Source organism: Elioraea tepida, from assembly GCF_019203965.1.
GTDB classification, from domain to species: domain Bacteria; phylum Pseudomonadota; class Alphaproteobacteria; order Acetobacterales; family Acetobacteraceae; genus Elioraea_A; species Elioraea_A tepida.
The window spans coordinates 1,014,234-1,030,846 of sequence record NZ_CP076448.1 but is presented as its reverse complement, the minus strand read 5'-3'; the positions used below and the strand labels follow the sequence as shown (position 1 = coordinate 1,030,846).

General features: G+C 72.8%; 13 protein-coding genes. 2 read left to right on the top strand and 11 right to left on the bottom strand.

The window, feature by feature from the left end:
* Positions 1-4 precede the first annotated feature (4 nt).
* Positions 5-1,810, top strand: a complete 1,806-nt coding sequence (locus tag KO353_RS04965) for an aminopeptidase P family protein (protein ID WP_218286622.1) — start codon at positions 5-7, stop codon at positions 1,808-1,810.
* A complete protein-coding gene (locus tag KO353_RS04960) occupies positions 1,810-2,241 on the top strand; it encodes a DUF1810 domain-containing protein (protein WP_218286621.1) in 432 nt (143 codons plus the stop codon). The genes KO353_RS04965 and KO353_RS04960 overlap by 1 nt, the downstream gene beginning before the upstream one ends.
* Here the strand turns inward: KO353_RS04960 and ligA are convergent.
* The 11 genes from ligA to murG form a co-directional block, all read right to left on the bottom strand.
* Positions 2,228-4,312 (bottom strand): NAD-dependent DNA ligase LigA, encoded by a 2,085-nt coding sequence (gene ligA, locus KO353_RS04955; RefSeq protein ID WP_218286620.1) that lies wholly within the window; start codon positions 4,310-4,312, stop codon positions 2,228-2,230. The genes KO353_RS04960 and ligA overlap by 14 nt on opposite strands.
* A complete protein-coding gene (recN, locus tag KO353_RS04950) occupies positions 4,309-5,970 on the bottom strand; it encodes a DNA repair protein RecN (protein WP_218286619.1) in 1,662 nt (553 codons plus the stop codon). The genes ligA and recN overlap by 4 nt, the downstream gene beginning before the upstream one ends.
* Before the next feature lie 57 nt (positions 5,971-6,027).
* Positions 6,028-6,885 (bottom strand): outer membrane protein assembly factor BamD, encoded by an 858-nt coding sequence (locus KO353_RS04945; RefSeq protein WP_218286618.1) that lies wholly within the window; start codon positions 6,883-6,885, stop codon positions 6,028-6,030.
* Positions 6,886-6,981: 96 nt separating this feature from the next.
* A complete protein-coding gene (gene lpxC, locus KO353_RS04940; RefSeq protein ID WP_218286617.1) occupies positions 6,982-8,004 on the bottom strand; it encodes a UDP-3-O-acyl-N-acetylglucosamine deacetylase in 1,023 nt (340 codons plus the stop codon).
* Positions 8,005-8,386: 382 nt separating this feature from the next.
* Positions 8,387-9,964, bottom strand: coding sequence for a cell division protein FtsZ (gene ftsZ, locus KO353_RS04935; RefSeq protein WP_218286616.1), 1,578 nt, complete (start codon positions 9,962-9,964; stop codon positions 8,387-8,389).
* A 57-nt stretch (positions 9,965-10,021) separates the two neighbouring features.
* Positions 10,022-11,347, bottom strand: a complete 1,326-nt coding sequence (gene ftsA, locus KO353_RS04930; protein ID WP_218286615.1) for a cell division protein FtsA — start codon at positions 11,345-11,347, stop codon at positions 10,022-10,024.
* 13 nt (positions 11,348-11,360) lie between these two features.
* Positions 11,361-12,215: a cell division protein FtsQ/DivIB gene (locus tag KO353_RS04925; protein ID WP_218286614.1), complete on the bottom strand. Its 855-nt coding sequence runs from the start codon at positions 12,213-12,215 to the stop codon at positions 11,361-11,363.
* Positions 12,203-13,129: a D-alanine--D-alanine ligase gene (locus KO353_RS04920; protein WP_218286613.1), complete on the bottom strand. Its 927-nt coding sequence runs from the start codon at positions 13,127-13,129 to the stop codon at positions 12,203-12,205. The genes KO353_RS04925 and KO353_RS04920 overlap by 13 nt, the downstream gene beginning before the upstream one ends.
* Entirely contained in the window at positions 13,126-14,058 is a 933-nt protein-coding gene (gene murB / locus KO353_RS04915) for a UDP-N-acetylmuramate dehydrogenase (RefSeq protein WP_407928212.1), read from the bottom strand. The genes KO353_RS04920 and murB overlap by 4 nt, the downstream gene beginning before the upstream one ends.
* Positions 14,058-15,500 (bottom strand): UDP-N-acetylmuramate--L-alanine ligase, encoded by a 1,443-nt coding sequence (gene murC, locus KO353_RS04910; RefSeq protein WP_218286611.1) that lies wholly within the window; start codon positions 15,498-15,500, stop codon positions 14,058-14,060. Before murC ends, murB begins: the two co-directional genes overlap by 1 nt.
* Positions 15,497-16,612, bottom strand: coding sequence for an undecaprenyldiphospho-muramoylpentapeptide beta-N-acetylglucosaminyltransferase (murG, locus tag KO353_RS04905; RefSeq protein ID WP_218286610.1), 1,116 nt, complete (start codon positions 16,610-16,612; stop codon positions 15,497-15,499). The genes murC and murG overlap by 4 nt, the downstream gene beginning before the upstream one ends.
* Between the last annotated feature and the right edge of the window lies 1 nt (position 16,613).

Genomic DNA, 16,613 nt, shown 5'->3' with positions numbered 1-16,613 from the left:
CGTCGTGAAACCTTTCGTGAACACGCCCGTGGCAGCGCTTCGGGCCGAGCTCTCCCGGCGCGGCCTCGACGGCTTCGTCGTCCCCCGCGCCGATTCCCATCTCGGCGAATACATCCCCCCCTCGGCCGACCGGCTTCGGTGGCTCACCGGCTTCACCGGCTCCGCCGGGCTCGCGGTCGTGCTCGCCGACCGTGCCGCCTTCTTCACAGACGGGCGCTACCAGCTCCAGGCGGCAGCGGAGATCGACCAGTCCCTGTTCACGCTGCGCCACAGCGTCGAGGCGCCGGTGGAGGACTGGCTGCGCGAGGTTCTGCGCGCCGGCATGCGGCTCGGCTACGACCCCTGGCTTCACGGCGAGGAGGGGGTAGCCAAGCTCGCGGCCGCAGCGGAGTCGGCCGGGGCGGTGCTCGTGCCGGTCGAGGACAATCTCATCGATCGCGTGTGGACCGACCGTCCCGCCCCGCCCGCCTCGCCGGTGGTGCTCCACCCGGTCCGCTTCGCCGGGGAGGAGGCGGCGGCGAAACGGGAGCGGATCGGCGCGGCGATCGGCAAGGCGGGGGCGGCGGCGGCGGTGCTCGCCTCGCCCGAGAGCATCGCCTGGCTCCTCAACATCCGCGCAAGCGACCTTCCCTACACCCCGGTCGCTCTTGCCCATGCTCTCGTGCACGCCGACGGACGTGTCGCCCTGTTCCTCGCGCCTGACCGTGTGGGCGCGGAGGTGCGGGCGGCGCTCGGCGAGGCCGTCACGGTCGAGCCGGTCGAGCGGCTCCGCCCAGCGCTTGCAGACCTTGGTGCGGCGAAGGCGCGGGTGCTCGTCGACCCGCGCACCGTTCCCGCCTGGTTCGCCGCCACTCTGCGCGCCGCGGGCGCGACCGTGGTCGCGGCCGACGACCCTGTCGCCCTGCCCAAGGCGGTCAAGAACGAGACCGAGCAGGAAGGCGCCCGCGCCGCGCACAGACGCGACGGCGCAGCACTTGCCCGCTTCCTCGCCTGGTTCGAGCGCGCGGCAGAGGGCGGCGGTCTCACCGAGCGCGCGGCTGGAGAGGCGCTTCTGCGCTTCCGCGCCTCGGGCGAGCATTTCGTCGGCGAAAGCTTCCCGGCGATCACGGGGTCGGGGCCGAACGGCGCGATCATCCACTACCGCGCCACCGCGGCGACCGACCGCAGGATCAGCCCCGGCGAGCTGTTCCTGATCGACAGCGGCGGCCAGTATCGCGACGGCACGACGGACGTGACGCGCACCGTGCTCGTCGGGCCCTCTCCGCCCGATCGCAACGAGATCGCCGACCGGTTCACTCGCGTGCTTAAGGGCCATATCGCGATCGCAACCGCCCGCTTCCCCAAAGGTGTCGCCGGGCCGCATCTCGATGCCTTCGCCCGCCGCGCGCTGTGGGACGTGGGCCTCGACTACGATCATGGCACGGGCCATGGCGTGGGAAGCTTCCTCTCGGTGCACGAGGGGCCGGTGTCGCTCTCGCGCGCGGCGCGGCCGGTCCCGCTCGCGCCTGGGATGATCCTCTCCAACGAGCCCGGCTTCTACGCTCCGGGCCGGTTCGGCATCCGGCTCGAGAACCTCGTGCTCGTGCGCGAGGAGGCGATCGAGGGGGCGGCGCGGCCCTTCCTCGGCTTCGAGACGCTGACGCTTGTTCCCTTCGACCGCAGCCTGATCCTGCCCGCGCTCCTCGCGGACTCGGAACGGGCCTGGATCGACGCCTATCACGCGCGCGTGCAGCGCGAGATCGCCCCGCTCGTCGAGCCGGAGGTCGGCGACTGGCTCGCGCGCGCCTGCGCGCCGCTCGGGCGGGCGTGATGGACGACCCGTACAACCTCGCCCGTTTTCTCGCCGCCCAGGCTCCGGTGATCGAGACCGCTCTTGGCGAGCTCCGCGCGGGCCGCAAGCGCACGCACTGGATGTGGTTCGTCTTCCCGCAGCTGTGTGGCCTCGGAACCTCGCCGATGGCGCAGCGCTACGGCATCAGCTCGTTTGCCGAGGCGCGCGCCTATCTCGCCCATCCGGTGCTCGGGCCCAGGCTGCGCGTCTGCACGGAGGCCGTGCTCGCGCATGCCGGGCGGAGCCTCGCCGAGATCTTCGGCTCGCCCGATGATCTGAAGTTCCGCTCCTCGATGACCCTATTCGCCGAAGCAGCACTCGAAGATGACAGCGTGTTCGAGCGCGCGCTTGACCGCTTCTGCGCGGGCAGGCGCTGCGCGCGCACGCTCGAGCTCCTCAAAGCCCAATGAGCGCCCGCCACTCCGCCTCGGTGAGGGTGCGCACCCCGAGCGCCGCCGCCTTCTCCGCCTTCGAGCCGGCGTCCGCGCCGACCACAACGAGATCGGTCTTTTTCGAGACGCTGTCGGTCACCTTCGCGCCGAGCGCCTCGGCGCGCGCCTTCGCCTCTTGGCGCGTCATCGTCTCGAGCGTTCCGGTGAACACCACTGTCTTGCCGGCGAGCGGGCTCGCTGCCGCCTCCGGCACGGTCGCGTCCTCGGCCGTCACCTCCGCCATCAGCGCATCGAGCGCCTTGAGGTTGCGCGGTTCGGCGAAGAACTCGACGAGCTCCTCGGCGATCGCGGGGCCGATGCCGACAATGGTGCCGAGCTCCTGGCGGGCTTCGGAGCCGGCGACACGCGCCGCGAGCATCGCCTCGCGCCAGGCGCGGAAGCTTCCGTAGTGGCGGGCAAGCAGCCGCGCCGTTGCCTCGCCGACGCGGCGTATCCCCAAGGCGAAGATCAGCCGCTCGAGCGGGATGCGCCGCCGCGCCTCGATCGCCCTGAGGAGGTTGTCGAGCTTGCGCTCCTTCCAGCCTTTCCAGGAGAGGATCACCTCGCGGTGGCGATGGAGGCGGTAGATGTCGGCCGGTTCGCGGATCAGGCCCGCGTCGTGGAACAGGATGATGTTCTCCTCGCCGAGGCCTTCGATGTCGACCGCGCCGCGCGAGGCGAAATGGCGCAGCCGCTCCACCACCTGGGCGGGGCAGATCAGCCCGCCGGTGCAACGACGCACCGCCTCTCCCTCGGCGCGAACCGCGTGGCTGCCGCAGGCCGGGCAGCGGTCGGGGAACACGTAAGGAGCCGCGCCGGCCGGCCGCTTCTCCAGCACCACGCCGACCACCTGCGGGATCACGTCTCCGGCGCGCTGGACGATCACCGTATCGCCGATTCGGATGTCCTTGCGCGCGATCTCGTCCTCGTTGTGCAGCGTGGCGTGGCGGACGACGACGCCGCCGACGGTGACCGGGTCCATCACCGCGCGCGGCGTCAGCGCCCCGGTGCGGCCGACCTGGATCTCGATGTCGCGCAGCACGGTCGTTGCCCGCTCGGCCGGGAACTTCCACGCGATCGCCCAGCGCGGCGCGCGGCCGACGACGCCGAGCCGCTCCTGCCAATCAAGCCGATCGAGCTTGTAGACCACACCGTCGATGTCGTAGGGCAGGGCGGAGCGCTGGGCGCCGATTCGTTCCTGGAACGCTTCCGCCTCCTGCCAGTCCTCGAGCAGGGCGGAGAGCGGGTTCACCGGCATGCCCCAGAGGCGCAGGCGCTCGAGGAAGCCGTGGTGGGTGTCGGCGACGCGCTCCGAGGCCTCGCCCATCGCATAGGCGAACAGGCGCAGCGGCCGCGTTGCGGTGACGGACGGGTCCTTCTGGCGCAACGATCCGGCAGCGGCGTTGCGCGGGTTCATGAACGGCTCCTCGCCCTCGCTCTCGAGCCGCGCGTTGAGCGCGAGGAACTCGGCCTTCTCCATGTAGACCTCGCCGCGAATCTCGATCAGCGCCGGGGCGTCGCCCGAGAGCCGGCGCGGCAGGTCAGCGACGGTGAGCAGGTTGGCGGTCACGTCCTCGCCTTCCGTGCCGTCGCCGCGCGTGGCGCCGCGGACGAACACGCCCCGCTCGTAGGTCAGGTTGATCGAGGCGCCGTCAATCTTCGGCTCGGCGACGAAGGCGAGGCGGATGCCCGGGTCGAGGCCGAGGAAATTGCGGATGCGCGAAACGAAAGCGGCGAAATCCTCCCGATCGAAGGCGTTGTCGAGCGAGAGCATCGGCTGGCGATGCCGCGCCTTGGCGAAGCCGCGCACCGGGGCGGCGCCGACCCGGCGCGAGGGGCTGTCGGGCCGGACGAGATGGGGAAACCGCGCCTCGATCGCGTCGTTCCGTCGCTTCAGCGCGTCATATTCGGCATCCGAGATCTCGGGCCGGTCGCGCTGGAAGTAGAGCCTATCGTGCCGGGCGATCTCGGCGGCGAGCGCGGCAAGCTCCTCCGCCGCTTCCGTCTCGGTCAGCGCCTCCGGCGGGCGCGCGCGCAACCCCCCTGTCATCCGGCGGCGAGCAGGCTTTCGGCGGCGGCGCGGGCCGCGTCGGTGACGCGCTCGCCCGCGAGCATGCGCGCGATCTCCTCGCGCCGCGCCGCCGCGTCGAGCGGGGTGACGAGCGTGACGGTTCCGGAACGGCCGGCGCGCTTCTCAACGCGCCAGTGGCAGGCGGCCTTCGCCGCCACCTGCGGCGAGTGGGTGACGACCAGCACCTGGCGCGTTGCGGCAAGCCGCGCGAGCCGCTCGCCGACGGCCGCGGCGGTGGCGCCGCCGACGCCGCTGTCGACCTCGTCGAAGACGAGGGTCGGCGTGGGCGCGCCGGCGGCGAGCACCACCTTGAGCGCGAGCATCAGCCGCGCGAGCTCGCCCCCCGAAGCGGTGCGCGCGAGCGGAGCGGGCGGAAGGCCCGGGTTCATCGCGACGAGGAAACGGACCGTCTCCGCCCCGCCCGGCCCGTGCGACTCCTCGGGCAGAGGCGCGAGCTCGGTGAGGAACCGCGCCTTCTCGAGCCTGAGCGGCCCGAGCTCCTTGGCGACCGCCCGGTCGAGACGCCGCGCCGCTTCGGCACGTGCGGCCGAGAGAGCGGCGGCGGCGGAGCGGTAGTTGGTGCGCGCCACCTCGACCGCCGCTACGAGGGCAGCGATCCGTTCCTCGCCGGCTTCGAGCTCGGCAAGCCGCTCGGCGAGAGACCGGGCGAGCGCCGGAAGGTCCGCCACCGTCGTGTGATGCTTCCGCGCCATCGCCCGCAGAGCGAACAGGCGTTCCTCGGTGCGGTCGAGCGCCGCCGGGTCGGGCCCGCTCTCGGCGAGAAGCCGCTCGAGCAGCGTCTCGGCTTCGGCGACCGCGTCCTGCGCCCGGCCGATCGCGGCGAGCGGCGCCTCCGTGCCCTCGTTCGGGCGCGGCAGCCGCTCGAGCGCCCGCGCCGCCTCGCGCAGGGCCGACGCCACGCCGCGCTGGCGGGTGAGCGCGGCCAGCGCCTCCGCATAGGACTCCGCCGCGCGCTCGCTCTGCTGCAGCCGACGCCGCTCCTCATCGAGCCGCTCCTCCTCTCCCTCCTCCGGAGCGAGCGCGCGCAGCTCCTCGACCGCGTGGCGCAGGAACGCCTCCTCCGACCGCGCCGCGGCCACCGCGGCTTCGGCATCGGTGAGCGCCGCACGCGCGGCGCGCCAGGAGGCATGGGCGCCGGCCACCGTGGCGCGGAGCGGAGCGAGCCCGCCGAAGGCGTCGAGCAGCCCCGCATGCGTCGCCTCGTCGGCAAGGCCGGTTTGCGCGAACTGCCCCTCGATCTCAACGAGAAGTGAACCCAGACGGCGCAGGAAGCCGACGCCGACCGCCTCGTCATTGACGAAGGCCTTCGACCGGCCATCGGCGGCGAGCACGCGGCGGAGCACGATCTCGCCCTCGGCCGCGATGCCGTGCTCCGCGAGACGGTCGAAGGCCGGGTGCCCCTTGGGCGGCGCGAAAGTGGCGGTGACGGAGGCCTGCGCCGCGCCTTGCCGAACGAGCCCCGCCTCCGCGCGCTCGCCGAGCGCGAGCCCGAGGCTGTCGAGCAGGATCGATTTGCCCGCCCCGGTCTCGCCGGTGAGCGCGGTCAGGCCGGGCCCGAGCGGGAGATCGAGCCGCTCGATCAGCACCACGTCGCGGATCGAGAGCGAGACGAGCATCGATGGCCGCAGCTCACGCTCGGCCGGGAGCGCGCGCGGTCCGAGCCGCGCCGAGGCTCAGAACACCGAGTTCCACAGCCGCGTGAGCAGGCCCGGCCGCTCGCCCTCAGACGGCTGGGCGCCCGGGGTGAGCAGGGCGTAGCTGTCCTGGTACCAGGAACTGCCGGGATAGTTGTGGCCGAGCACGGCAGCGGTCTTGCGCGCCTCTTCGGTCAGGCCGAGAGCGAGATAGACCTCGACGAGACGGTGCAGCGCCTCGGGCACGTGGTTGGTGGTGTCGTACTGGTCCACCACCGTCCGGAAGCGGTTCAGCGCGGCGGCGAAGAGCCGCCGCTGCTGGTAGTACCGGCCGATCACCATCTCCTTGCCGGCGAGATGATCGCGGGCGAGATCGATCTTGAGCCGCGCATCGCGCGCATAGGCCGTGTCGGGGAAGCGGTTGACGACGTCCTGCAGCGCGCTCAAGGCTTGCTGCGTCATCCTCTGGTCGCGCTGCACGTCCGCGATCTGCTCATAGTAGCACATCGCCCGGAGATAGTAGGCGTAGGGGATGTCGCGGTGCGCCGGGTGGAGGCGAATGAAGCGGTCGAGCATACCGATCGCCTCGGTGTAGCGGCCGCGCGTGTACTCGGCATGGGCGGCCATGAGCTTGGCGGTGGTGGCCCAGGGCGAGTAGGGGTGCTGACGCTCGACCTCCTGGAACAGGGCCGAGGCGCGGCCGTAGTTGCCCGCCTCTCGCTCGTCCACCGCCTCGTTGTAGATCTGCTCCACGGGCCGTTCGCGAGAGATCAGCGGGTCGGCCGGGTCGTCGGTGCGGCAGGCGGCGAGGGCGAGCGCTGCCGCGAGCGCCGCGACGAGTGTCGCGGGCCGGCGGGGCGAGGCGCGCGCGCGTGCCGGATCAGCCGTCCTGCTCATGAGGGTGCTGGACTATAGCATCGGTGCGCGTCTCGCCAGAGGCGCGTCGTTCCCGCCGTGCCGATCGGCCGCGGGTCACCCCGCGTTGGCGGGTACTTAGGCCGGCGCGGCCGCCGCCGCGGAGAGGCCGCCCACGCCGGCCCTGACCTGGGCGCCCGCGCCGGCTCCTGCCGGCACGATCCGGCACGACGCCGGGTCGGCGAACAGGGCGCGAAGCACCGCGTTGTTCAGCCGGTGGCCAGGCCGCCGCGCGATCACATGCGCCGAGAGGGGCAGGCCGGCGAGGGCAAGGTCCCCAACCATGTCGAGGATCTTGTGGCGGACGAATTCGTCGGCGAAGCGAAGCCCGCCCTCGTTGAGCACACGCGCGCCGGAGACCACGACGGCGTTGGTCAATGATCCGCCGCGGGCGAGGCCGGCGGCCCGGAGCGCCTCCACCTCCTCGACGAAGCCGAAGGTGCGCGCGGCAGCGAGATCGGCCTTGAAGGCCTGAGGCGTGAGGCGGATCGCGCGTGCCTGGCGACGCACCGCCGCGGCCGGGAAGTCGATCTCCGCCTCGATCACAAGTCCGGGTGCCTTGGCCGGAAGCAGGGCGACGAAGCCCTCCCCGTCCTCGACCCTGACCGGCCGCAGCACCTCGATCATCAGCCGCGGCGCCTCGAGCGGCACCACACCCGCGCACTCGAGAAGGAACACGAAGGGTGCGGCGGAACCGTCGAGCACCGGAACCTCCGGCCCGTCGAGCTCGACCACGGCGTTGTCGATCCCCATGCCGGAGAGCGCGGCCATCAGGTGCTCGACCGTGCCGACCACGGCCTCGGGACGGCCGGGAAGGCCGAGCGTGGTGTTGAGCCGCGTGTCGACCACGCGATCATGGGCGGCGGCGATCTCGACCGGGCCGCCGGGAAGGTCGGTTCGCCGGAACACGATCCCCCGTCCGGCAGCCCCCGGCAGAAGGCGGAGCGAGACGCGCGCCCCCGAGTGCAGGCCGACGCCGGTGCAGCCGATCGGTGCCCGAAGCGTGCGCTGCGGCGAGGCGAAGGTCGCAAGCACCGCCCGGTCACGCACACCCCTGCCGAAAGCGGCCCGGTCCTCGCGTGCGGTTGTTTCAGCTCTCATCTCGGCCCCTTGCGTCGTGCCCCCGAGGGGCCCACTCGGTTCCGGCGCGGAGCGCGCTCAGGTGTCATCGGCACGGGCGATCTTCCAAACGGTCCGGGCGACCCTTCAGTCGTCAGAAGGCAGCGGACCGGGTGGGGCGTAGACCTCCAGCGCCGTTCCGGAGCCACGACGCGCGGAAAGGCACCGTGGCACGATTCGACCCTAGGCGGCGGGAGGCCGAGGCTCAAGTCAAGGCTTGTTACCGCGTATTTCAAAGCCCTGCCCCAATTCTTGCACATTTCGGGCGAATTCTGGGCAAGTTCGGGAATACTTCGGAAATGCGCCGACTCGGCCCCCGCAGGCCAGTTTCGCGGGGGCCGAAGCAGGGGCGATCGCTGTGGCGTCAGTTCGCCTGGCGGCGCAGGAAGGCGGGAATGTCGAGGCCGAGCTCGTCGATCGGGGGCGTTCTCGGGGCGGCCGGGCGGGTGGGCGGCTCGGCCCGCACGGTGGGAGCAGCGGGAGGAGCGGGCGGCTGGCGCAGCGGCGCGGCCGCCGCCCCGAGCGTCGGCGCCTGCCGCGGCGGCTCCAGGTCACGCTGCATCAGCTGGTTGGTCACGCGCCGGAACAGGCTCGGCCGGCGCTCACCACCCTGGGAGACTTGGGCCTGCGGCTCCGGCTGCGGCTCGGGGGCGCGTGCGGCGAAGGACGGTGCCGCAGGCAGTGGCGGCTCGGCTGGTGGGGCCGGTGCGGGGTCCGCGGGCGCGATGCCCGGCTCGAGGTCGGGGGCCAGAGCGGTGGCGCCGGCGGTCGGGAACGACGGGGCCGGGGCGGCGGTCATCGTCGGCTGGGCGGCGGCGCGCTGCGGCAACGCGCCCGTCCCGCCGATCGCAGCGGCCGCCACCGCAGCCGCTGCCTGGCCGGAGGCCTGCGGGGTGGGCTGAGCCGCGGGCCGTGGCGCGGGGGCGCCGGCAACACTCACGAGCGTGGGGCGCGGCTTGGCGGCGGTGTTGGCTTCCATACCCGTGGCCACCACCGAGACGCGGATCCTGCCGTCCATCTCCTCAGAGATCGAGGAGCCGAAGATGATGTTGGCCTCCTCGTCGCCGACCTCCTTGCGGATCCGGTTTGCGGCCTCGTCCACCTCGAACAGCGTCATGTCCGTGCCGCCGGTGATATTGATCAGCACCGCCTTCGCGCCCTTCATCGAGGCCTCCTCGAGCAGCGGGTTGCTGATCGCGCTTTCGGCGGCGCGGGTCGCCCGGTCCTCGCCCTCGGCCTCGCCGGTGCCCATCATCGCCTTGCCCATCTCGGCCATCACCGAGCGGATGTCGGCGAAATCGAGGTTGACGACGCCCGGGTTGACGATCAGGTCGGTGATGCCGCGCACCCCCATGTAGAGCACGTTGTCGGCCATCTTGAACGCCTCGGCGAAGGTGGTGCGGTCATTTGCGATCCGGAAGAGATTCTGGTTCGGAATGACGATCAGCGTGTCGACCACCGACTGCAGCTCCTCGATCCCTGCCTCCGCCGCGCGGCGCCGCTTCAGCCCCTCGAACTCGAACGGCTTGGTCACCACACCGACGGTGAGGATCCCCCGCTCGCGGGCGATCCGCGCCACCACCGGCGCCGCACCCGTGCCGGTGCCACCGCCCATGCCGGCGGTGATGAACACCATGTGGCTGCCGGCGAGGTGGGAGGCGATCTCCTCCACCGCCTCCTCCGCCGCGCCGCGGCCGACTTCCGGCCGGCCGCCGGCGCCGAGCCCCTGGGTCAGGTGCGGCCCGAGCTGGATCTTCCGGTCAGCGCGGCTCGCCATCAGGCTCTGGGCGTCGGTGTTGGCGACGATGAACTCGACCCCCTCGAGCTTGGCTGCGATCATGTTGTTGACGGCATTCGAGCCGCCGCCACCGACGCCGATGACGGTGATCCGCGGCTGGAAATCGGTCATCGCCTGGGGCGGCAGGGTCAGCGTGATGGCCATGGCGTGGTCTCCTTGGGTGGGGCGGTCAGGCGGTTTCGGAGCGGCGGCGCATCCGGCTCAGAGCCTTTCGCGCAGCCAGGTGGCGAGCCGGCCGAGGAGGCCGGGCGGGGCCTCGTGGCCGGTGGAGGCGAGGTCGCGGGCGATCTGTCCTTCCGTCGCCGCCCAGACGAGCAGGCCGACGGGAACGGCGAAGGCGGGGCCGGAGGCGCTGTCGGGCAGGCCGCGGGGGCTCGGGGGACGGCCGTGCCGAACCTGCTTGTCGAGGATCTGGGCGGCGAGGTCGCGCACGCCGATCAGCTGGCTCGCGCCGCCCGTGAGAACCACGCGCCGTCCGGCCGCGCGGCCCAAGCCTGCGTCCTCGAGCCGCTCGCGGACGAGCTCGAAGGTCTCCTCGAGCCGCGGGCGGATGATGCCGACGAGCATCGAGCGCGGCACCTTGGCGATCGCGTGGTCGTCCTCGCCGACGAGCGGCACGGGCAGGAGCTCGCGCTCGTCCTCGGGGACGGCGTGGGTCGAGCCGTGCAGCGTCTTCATCCGTTCCGCATGCGCGATGGTGGTGGAGAGCCCGCGCGCGATGTCGTTGGTGACGTGCTGGCCGCCGACGGGGATGACGTCGGTGTGCTGGAGCTGGCCTTCGGCGAACACGGCGAGACTCGTGGTGCCGCCGCCCATGTCGATGACGGTGACGCCGAGCTCGCGCTCATCCTCCACCAGGGCGGCGAGACCCGCCGCGAAGGGCGCGGCGACGAGGGCCTCGATGTCGAGGTCGCAGCGGGCGAGGCAGGAGGCGAGGTTGCGAAGCGTGCCCACTTCGGCATCGACGATGTGCAGACGCGCCGAAAGCGTCTCGCACACCATGCCGCGCGGGTCCTTCACCCCCTCCGTGCCGTCCACGGCATAGCCGAGCGGCAGCGCGTGGATGATCTCGCGGCCCTCGGCATAGGCGCGCGCCCGTCCCTCCAGCACGATCCGGCGGAGCGCGTTCTGGTCGGCGGCGTGGCCGCCGAGGGTGAGGCGCACGTCGAGGCGGTGGCTCGCCGGCCGCCCGCAGGAGAGGTTGGTGACGACCTCGCGCACCTGCATGTCGGCGAGCTCCTCGGCCTGCGCCACGGCGGCGCGGATCGAGGCCTCCGCCTGCTCGAAATCGACCACCGAGCCCGCGCGTATGCCGCGGGCCCGGTGCTGCCCGACCGAGAGGACGCGCAGCTGCCCGTCGCTCTCGACCCGGCCGATCAGGCAGGTGATCTTGGTCGAGCCGATGTCGAGCGCGGCGAGCGTTCCGGAGGCGCGACGGAACCGGCCGCGCGCCGCCGGCCCGATGGAGAGGCCTGCGCGTCCCTCCGCCCCGGCTTCGGCAACCCCTGCTCGCGACAGCTCGTTCATCGCCCCTCCCGCCTCATGTCGGCCGACGCGGCGGCGGCCGCGCTCCGGCCGGCGGCTCCGGCGCCGGCTGGGGGCGGAGCACGAGCCTGTCCGGCAGGCGCATGTCGATCGCGGCAAGCGACCGGTCGAGCAGCCCCTGGTCGCGGTGCAGGGCGGCGAGCCGCTCGATCGCCGCCGCCTCCGCTCCCTCGGGCAGCATCACGTCCGCTCCGGAGGCAAGCCGCAGGTTCCACCGCCGCTCGCCCACCCGGATCGCCGCGGTGACGCGCAGCTTCACCTCGGGGAAGCGGGCGATCTCGTCGAGCAGCGACGCCGCAGCCCGTTCCGCCCCTGCACCGACCACGAGCGGCAGGCCGGCGAAGGGGGCGACGTCGTTCTCGACGATCACCTTGCCCGAGCGGTCGATCAGGGCGAACCGGCCCTGGCGCTGCCAGAGAGCGAAGGCCTCGCGCTCGGCGAGCACGATATGGACGCGCCCGGGGAAACGCCGCTGCACCGTCGCCCGCTCGACCCACGGCAGCGCCTCGAGACGCGCGCGCACCGCCTCCGGCGAGACCGCGAGGATCGGCATGCCGCGTTCGAGCCCGCTTGCCTCGAGCAGCATCGGGCCGGAGGCGTTGCGCCGCCCCTCGACGGTGATCTCCTCTACCGCGAGCCCCCAAGCGGCGGTGAGCCGGAGCGCATGGTCACGCCACGCGGCGAGGGCGCGGCCAGGCTCCGCCGCGCGCCAGAGCAGGACGGCGCCGGCGAGGACGGCGACGCCTGCGAGCCCGAGCGCCGCCGGCCGCGCGAGCGCGCGGTTCCGCCGCAGCCAGAGCCTGAGCCGGCTCGGCCGTTGCGTCTTCCGCGGGGCGCTCAGAAGCCGCATGCCGCCTGCTCCACCATCCACCGGCACAGGTCGGGGAAGGCGATGCCGCGATAGGCCGCCTGCTCGGGCAGAAGCGAGGTCGGCGTCAGCCCAGGCTGGGTGTTCACCTCGAGCAGGACGAGCCGCCCCGGCTCGCCCGCGGTGTCGTCGTAGCGGAAATCCGCCCGCGTGGCGCCGCGGCAGCCAAGCGCGGCGTGCGCGGCGCGCGCCACCTCGAGCGCGCGCGCATAGGCCTCTGGGTGGAGCTCAGCCGGAACGACATGGCGGGAGCCTCCGGCGGCGTATTTCGCCTCGTAATCGTAGAAGCCGCCGCCCGCGAGCGCGATGATCTCTGTGACCGCCAGCGGCGTGTCGCCGAGCACGCCGACCGTCAGTTCCCGCCCCGGAACATACTCCTCGCAGAGCGCCATCCTGCCGTGGCGCCAGAAGCGGGCGATCTCGGCGCGCGCGTTCGCGCCCTCGCGCAGGATATGCACCCCGACCGAGGAGCCCTCGTCGAGCGGCTTGACGACATAGGGGCGCGGCAGCGGGTCCTCGGCCTCGAGCTCGGCAAGCGGGACCACCCGGCCCTTCGCGACCGGCAGCCCGGCGGCGGCGAAGGCAGCCTTCGCCGCCGCCTTGTCCATCGCGACCGCTGAGGCGCGCACGCCCGAATGGGTGTAGGGGAGCTCGAGCCACTCGAGGATTCCCTGGATGCAGCCGTCCTCGCCGTAGCGCCCGTGCAGCGCGTTGAACACGACGTCAGGTCGAGGCTCCGTCAGCGCCGAGACCAGCGCCTTGAGATCGCGTGTGACCAGAACAGGCGCGACCTCGAAGCCCGCTTCCCGAAGCGCCTCGATCACCTGCCGCCCCGTCGAGAGGCTCACCTCGCGCTCGGCGGAGAGGCCGCCGAACAGAACCGCCACGCGCGTCACGGGCCGCCTCCCGCAGCGAGCGGCCTGCCGATCCGGCGGATTTCCCACTCGAGCACGACGCCGGTCGCCTCCGCCACGCGGCGCCGCACCTCCTCGCCGAGGGCCTCGATCTCGGCGGCCGTTGCGCCACCGAGATTGATGAGGAAGTTGCAGTGCTTCTCCGAAACCTGCGCCGCGCCGAGGCGAAGGCCGCGGCAGCCGGCGCGGTCGATCAGCTCCCAGGCCTTCGGGCCGAGGGGGGGGTTCTTGAAGGTGCTGCCGCCTGTGCGCGCCCGCACCGGCTGCGTCGCCTCGCGTGCGGTGTGAATTCCGGCCATCTCCTCGGCAATCGCCGCACGGTCGCCGGGAGGGGCGCGCAGGCGCGCGGCGGTGACGATCGCGCCCTCAGGAAGGTCGGTGCGGCGGTAGGAGGTGGCGAGATCGGCGCACCGGAGACGGGCGCCGTCGCGCAGCACGAGCTCGGCCCAGTCGAGCACCGCGCCCGTGTCCGAACCGTAGGCGCCGGCGTTCATCGCCACCGCCCCGCCGATCGTTCCGGGAATGCCGGACAGGAACGCAAGCCCCCTACGCCCCGCCTCGGCGGCGGTCTCGGCGACCGTGAGGTCGAGCGCCGCCGCTCCGGCGACGATCCCGTCCGCCTCGACCGTGATGCGCGCGAAGGATGCAGGGAGGCGGATGACGACGCCGGCAACCCCGCCGTCGCGCACGATCAGGTTCGAGCCCGCACCGATCACCGTCACCGGAACGGCAGGGTCGAGAGCGGAGAGGAAGGCCGAGAGATCCTCAACATCAGCCGGCCGGAACAGCACCTCGGCCGCCCCGCCGGCGCGGAACCAGGTGAGCGGGCCGAGCGGCGCATCGGCGACGAGCCGCCCGCGCACGCGGGGGAGCGTGTCGATCAGGTGTGGTGGGAAACGCTTCGCCGCCATCATGGCGCGCCCCCGTTGGCGCGGCGGGGGATCGCCGCCTGCAGAGCCTTGAGCTCGCCGGGAAGGGCGTGTGCCCAAGACGTGATCGTTCCGGCACCGAGGCACACGACGTAGTCCCCCGGACGGGCGATCGCATGCACCATCTCGGCGAGATGCTCGGGCCCCGGAAGCGGCACGACCGAGCGGTGGCCGCGCGCCCGCAGGCCCTCGACCAGGGCGTCGCGGTCAACCCCCTCGATCGGCTGCTCGCCCGCCGGATAGACGTCGGCGACGATCACCGTTCCGGCGTCGTTCATGCAGGTGCAGAACTCCTCGAACAGTGTCGCAAGCCGCGTGTAGCGGTGCGGCTGCACCACCGCGATCACGTCGCGCGCCCCGGCCTGGCGTGCCGCCTTCAAGACGGCGGCGATCTCGACCGGATGGTGGCCGTAGTCGTCGATCACGGTGATGCCGCCCGCCTCGCCGGTTCGGGTGAAGCGGCGCTTCACGCCCTTGAAGCCGAGGAGGGCGCTGCGGATCACGTCCTCGGCGATTTCCATCTCGATGCCAACGGCGATCGCCGCGAGCGCGTTCTGCACATTATGCGCCCCGAGCATCGGCAGGCGGAACGGAGCGAGCCGGCGCGTCCGGCCGCTGTGCCGGTCCGCCACCACCACCTCGAAGGTGGCGCCGAGCCGGTCCATCACCAGCCGGTCCGCCCGCACATCGGCCTGCGGGCTGAACCCGTAGGTGACGATCCGCCGGTCCGAGAGGCGGGGGATCATCGCCTGCACCTCGGGATGGTCGAGGCAGAGCACGGCGAAGCCGTAGAACGGAATGTTGCCGACGAACTGCGCGTAACCCTCCTTCATCGCCTCGACCGTTCCCCAGTGGTCGAGGTGCTCGGGATCCATGTTCGTCACGATCGCGATCACCGCCGGGAGGCGGAGGAAGGAGCCGTCGCTCTCGTCGGCCTCGACCACCATCCAATCGCCCGCGCCGAGGCGCGTGTTCGTGCCGTAGGCGTTGACGATGCCGCCGTTGATCACGGTCGGGTCGAGATCGGCTGCCTCGAGCACGGCGGCGACCAGGCTCGTCGTCGTCGTCTTGCCGTGCGTGCCACCGATCGCGATCGACCAGCGCAGACGCATCAGCTCGGCGAGCATCTCGGCACGCCGCACCACCGGAATGAGCTGCGCCCGTGCCGCCGCCACCTCCGGGTTGTCCCGCCCGATGGCGGAGGAGACGACGACCACCTGCGCATCGCCGAGGTTCGACGCCGCATGCCCGACCGTGACGGGGATGCCGGCCTCGCGCAGCCGCTTGACGTTGGCGTTCTCGGCGATGTCGGAGCCCTGGACGCGGTAGCCGAGATTGTGCAGGACCTCGGCGATGCCGGACATGCCGATGCCGCCGATGCCGACGAAGTGGATCGTTCCGATGCTGAGCGGCAGCGCCCTCATGGCGTGATCTCCGTCGGCGCAAGAGCGAGCACGGCATCGGCGAGGCGTTCGGCCGAATCGGCAGCGCCAAGCCGGGCGGCGGCCTGCGCCATCGCCTCAAGCCGCGACGGCGCATCGAGGAGCTCGATGAGAGCGGCGGCGAGCGCCTCTGCCGTGAACGCAGGCTCTGGCATCGCCCGCGCAGCACCCGCCTCGACAAGCGCGCGCGCATTCGCCGCCTGGTGGTCGTCGATCGCGCCAGGAAGCGGAACGAGCAGGCCCGGGCGGCCGAGGCAGGCGAGCTCGGCGACCGTCGAAGCCCCAGCGCGGGCGAGAACGAGATGCGCCGCGGCGAGGCGTTCGGCCACGTCGGTGAAGAAGGGCGAGACGGTCGCCTCAACGCCCGCTTCCGCCAAGGCGTGCTCGACCGACGCCACGTCCTCGGGCCGCGCCTGCATCGCGACGGAGAGGCGCGCGCGCAGGGCCACGGGAAGAGCGGCGAGTGCGGCCGGAACGACGCGTGCGAAGACGCGCGCGCCGAGGCTTCCGCCGAGCACGAGCAGCCGGACCGTCCCGGCCGGATCGGGCGGCGTGTAGCGCTCGCCCGCGAGAGCGGCGATCGCGGGGCGAACCGGCGTGCCGGTGAGCAGCGTCCTCGCCCCGGGCGGAACACGTTCGGTCGCGGCGAAGGAGAGGGCGATCAGGTCGGCGAACGGGGCGAGGAAGCGGTTGGCGCGGCCGAGCACGGCGTTCTGCTCATGGAGCACGAGCGCGGGGCGGCGGGTGCGCGGCAGGGTGCGCGCCGCGACGAGCGGCGGCACCGAGGGATAGCCGCCGAAGCCGACGACGGCGGCCGCGCCGATGCGCGCGAGAGCCGAGCGGGCGGCGAGGGTTCCCCGAGCGAGCGAAACGATCGCGCCGGGGGCGCGCACAAGGCCGCGGCCTGCGAGCCCCGCGGCCGGGATCACGTGCGTCTCCGCGGTCGCGAAACCGGGGCCGAGGTGTCGGGCGGTGCGCCGATCAGTGAACAGAGCCACGCGCTGCCCGCGCGCGGCAAGCGCCGCGGCGAGCGCCTCGGCCGGGAAGAGGTGCCCGCCCGTTCCGCCGGCGGCGATCGCGACCGGTCGAAGCATC

What these genes read in the sequence shown, in the direction of transcription:
- murC (WP_218286611.1), bottom strand. Translation starts at nt 15,500, where the DNA reads ATGAGGGCGCTGCCGCTCAGCATCGGAACGATCCACTTCGTCGGCATC.
- KO353_RS04960 (WP_218286621.1), top strand. Translation starts at nt 1,810, where the DNA reads ATGGACGACCCGTACAACCTCGCCCGTTTTCTCGCCGCCCAGGCTCCG.
- ftsZ (WP_218286616.1), bottom strand. Translation starts at nt 9,964, where the DNA reads ATGGCCATCACGCTGACCCTGCCGCCCCAGGCGATGACCGATTTCCAG.
- KO353_RS04945 (WP_218286618.1), bottom strand. Translation starts at nt 6,885, where the DNA reads ATGAGCAGGACGGCTGATCCGGCACGCGCGCGCGCCTCGCCCCGCCGG.
- murG (WP_218286610.1), bottom strand. Translation starts at nt 16,612, where the DNA reads ATGCTTCGACCGGTCGCGATCGCCGCCGGCGGAACGGGCGGGCACCTC.
- murB (WP_407928212.1), bottom strand. Translation starts at nt 14,058, where the DNA reads ATGGCGGCGAAGCGTTTCCCACCACACCTGATCGACACGCTCCCCCGC.
- recN (WP_218286619.1), bottom strand. Translation starts at nt 5,970, where the DNA reads ATGCTCGTCTCGCTCTCGATCCGCGACGTGGTGCTGATCGAGCGGCTC.
- lpxC (WP_218286617.1), bottom strand. Translation starts at nt 8,004, where the DNA reads ATGAGAGCTGAAACAACCGCACGCGAGGACCGGGCCGCTTTCGGCAGG.
- ftsA (WP_218286615.1), bottom strand. Translation starts at nt 11,347, where the DNA reads ATGAACGAGCTGTCGCGAGCAGGGGTTGCCGAAGCCGGGGCGGAGGGA.
- KO353_RS04925 (WP_218286614.1), bottom strand. Translation starts at nt 12,215, where the DNA reads ATGCGGCTTCTGAGCGCCCCGCGGAAGACGCAACGGCCGAGCCGGCTC.
- ligA (WP_218286620.1), bottom strand. Translation starts at nt 4,312, where the DNA reads ATGACAGGGGGGTTGCGCGCGCGCCCGCCGGAGGCGCTGACCGAGACG.